The following is a 2,574-nucleotide window of genomic DNA, read 5'->3' as shown; positions in this document are numbered from 1 at the left end:
CGGAATATTGAGATCGTCGTCCATCGCCGCCGCGAAGCCGTCCGGGACGTGGCCCGCCGCCGGTGCCCCGGCGCCGTCGTCCGCTGCCTTGCCGGCGAGCTTCGCGCTCGCCTTCGCGATGAAGCCGTCGATGCGTTCGACGGCGGCCGCGGCCTCCTGGAGCGACGTGGGCCGGTAGTCGAGCACCGAGCGGTAGTGGGCCTGGCCGAGGTAGTAGCGGACGACGCGCGGGCTCGCGAGGGCGAGCATCTCCGCGGGCGAGACGACGTTGCCGATGGACTTCGACATCTTCTCGCCCTCGTAAGTGACCATGCCGTTGTGCATCCAGAAGTTCGCGAAGCCGTCGCCCGCGGCGGTCGACTGGGCGAGCTCGTTCTCGTGGTGGGGGAACCGAAGGTCGAGCCCGCCGCCGTGGATGTCGAAGCGCGCGCCGAGGTACTTCGTGGCCATCGCCGAGCACTCGAGGTGCCACCCGGGGCGGCCGCGGCCCCACGGCGACGGCCAGCTCGCCGTCTCGGGCTCGCCCGCCTTGTGGCCCTTCCACAGCGCGAAGTCGCGCGGGTCCCGCTTGCCGCGCGGATCGGCGTCGGTCGCGGCCTGCATGTCATCGATGCCCTGCCGCGTGAGCGTGCCGTACTCGGGCCACGAACGGACGTCGAAGTACACGTCCCCCGAGCCGTCCTGGGCCGGGTACGCGTGGCCGCGCTCGATGAGCCGCGCAATGAGCTCATGCATCTCGGTGATGTGGCCCGTGGCGCGCGGCTCGTACGTGGGCCGCTGGACGCCGAGCGTCTCGTACGCGGTCTCGAACTCCTGCTCGTAGCGGTAGGCGAGGGCGAACCACTGCTCGCGCGGAATGTACGAGTTCTCGGGGACGAAGTCCGGCGCGAACGAATCGGCGCTCTTCGCGAGGATCTTGTCGTCGATATCGGTCACGTTGCGGACCACGATCGTCTCGTAGCCGCGGTAGCCGAGCCAGCGCGTGAGCTGGTCGAACACGATGGCCGAGCGCACGTGGCCCACGTGGGGGGAGCCCTGCACGGTCGCGCCGCAGTAGTACACGGTCGCCTGACCGGGCACGAGCGGCACGAAGTCACGGACTTCGGCAGAGGCGGAGTCGTAGAAGCGCAGGGTCACGGGATAAGCGTAGTCGGGTGGGAGGGTGGGGTGAGTCGGGGGTGGGGTGAGTCGGGGGTGGGGTGAGTCGGGGGTGGGGTGAGTCGGGGGTGGGGTGAGTCGGCTCAGCCGCCGCAGACCTTGCCGACGCTGTTGAGCGCGTCGCCGATCTGCTTCTGCTGGTCCGCGCCTACGACGCCCGTAGCCGAATCGGCAGCCTTCTTCTCGAGGTCCGCCATGGTCTGGATGAAGCCGGCGATCGAGGGGTCCACCTTCTTGGCGACGTCCGCGTAGTGATCCGCGATCTGCTTGGCCTGCTGGAGCTGCGTCCCCGTGGGCTTGAATGTGTCGCCGTTGAGGTACTTGCAGCTGTCCTGGACGTTCATACGTCCGTCGCCACCGCACGCGGTCAGCAGCATCGTGGCCGTGACGGCAAGGGCGATGGCGATCGAGCTCTTCTTCATGCGGGGCTCTTCCTTGGCTGGGGGCGGAACGGCCTACAAGTCTACCTGCACCTGAGCCGGTGCGCCGACCCGGGCGTGCCGCGGCGGTCGGGGCCGCGGCCGATCAGCTCCCCTCGAGCGGATACACGAGTGCCGTCGCGAGGGCCGCGACGCCTTCCCGCCTGCCGGTGAATCCGAGGTGGTCGCTCGTGGTGGCGGACACCGTCACGGTCGCGCCCGTGGCCTCGCTCAGCACGCGCTGCGACTCGTCCCGGCGGGGCGAGAACACCGGGCGCTGGGCCACGAGCTGGACGGCGACGTTGCCGATCTCGAATCCCGCCGCGCGCACGATCCGCGCGGCCTCCGCGAGCAGCCTCACCCCGGAAGCGCCCGCGTACTCGGGCCGATCGGTCCCGAAATGCGTGCCGAGGTCGCCGAGGCCAGCGGCGGAGAAGAGCGCGTCGGCGGCTGCGTGGGCCACGGCGTCTCCGTCCGAGTGGCCCGCGAGGCCGCGCTCCCCCTCCCACAGGAGGCCGCCGAGCCACAGCGGCTGGGGGGCATCCTCGGGGGCGTACGCGTGCACGTCGACGCCGATTCCGGTGCGGGGAATTGTCACGGGGCCTCCTGGGGCGTGCGGGCTCCCTCGACGAGCATCTCGGCGAGACGTAGGTCCATGGGGGTGGTGATCTTGAGCGAGCGGGCGTCGCCCGGGACCACGTAGACGGGCAGGCCGAGAGATTCGATGAGCATCGCGTCATCCGTGATGGCCGCGGCGCGCTCGGCGGGCCACCCGCTGGCCGTCTCGTGCCCGCGCCGGAGGGTCTCGGCGTCGAAGCCCTGGGGGGTCTGGACGGCGCGCAGCTGCTCGCGCGCGGGGGTCCCGGTCACGATCTCATCGGCCAAGTACGCGGACTCCCCGACCGTCGCGGCGACGCTCTTGATCGTGTCGACGACCGGCACCGCAGGGATCACGGCCGCGGCCCCGTGACGCAGCGCCGTCGCGACGCGGCGGAAC

The 2,574-nt window shown here is 71.1% G+C and carries 4 protein-coding genes; all 4 read right to left on the bottom strand.

Annotated elements, in window-relative coordinates:
• A partial coding sequence (gene cysS, locus ACLN58_RS20800; RefSeq protein WP_415857131.1) for a cysteine--tRNA ligase occupies positions 1-1,137 on the bottom strand: 1,137 nt, incomplete at its 3' end.
• 104 nt (positions 1,138-1,241) lie between these two features.
• Positions 1,242-1,580, bottom strand: coding sequence for a hypothetical protein (locus tag ACLN58_RS20795; RefSeq protein ID WP_415857130.1), 339 nt, complete (start codon positions 1,578-1,580; stop codon positions 1,242-1,244).
• A gap of 103 nt (positions 1,581-1,683) precedes the next feature.
• Entirely contained in the window at positions 1,684-2,175 is a 492-nt protein-coding gene (gene ispF / locus ACLN58_RS20790; protein WP_415857129.1) for a 2-C-methyl-D-erythritol 2,4-cyclodiphosphate synthase, read from the bottom strand.
• A partial coding sequence (locus ACLN58_RS20785; protein ID WP_415857128.1) for a 2-C-methyl-D-erythritol 4-phosphate cytidylyltransferase occupies positions 2,172-2,574 on the bottom strand: 403 nt, incomplete at its 5' end. The genes ispF and ACLN58_RS20785, both read right to left, overlap by 4 nt.

This window comes from Sinomonas sp. G460-2 (genome assembly GCF_047759905.1).
Classification (GTDB): Bacteria; Actinomycetota; Actinomycetes; order Actinomycetales; family Micrococcaceae; genus Sinomonas.
Note: the sequence above shows the minus strand (reverse complement) of the source record. Positions and strands in the feature narration are given on the sequence as shown.

Coding starts and splice junctions, on each gene's coding strand:
- ACLN58_RS20795 (WP_415857130.1), bottom strand. CDS start 1,580: ATGAAGAAGAGCTCGATCGCCATCGCCCTTGCCGTCACGGCCACGATG.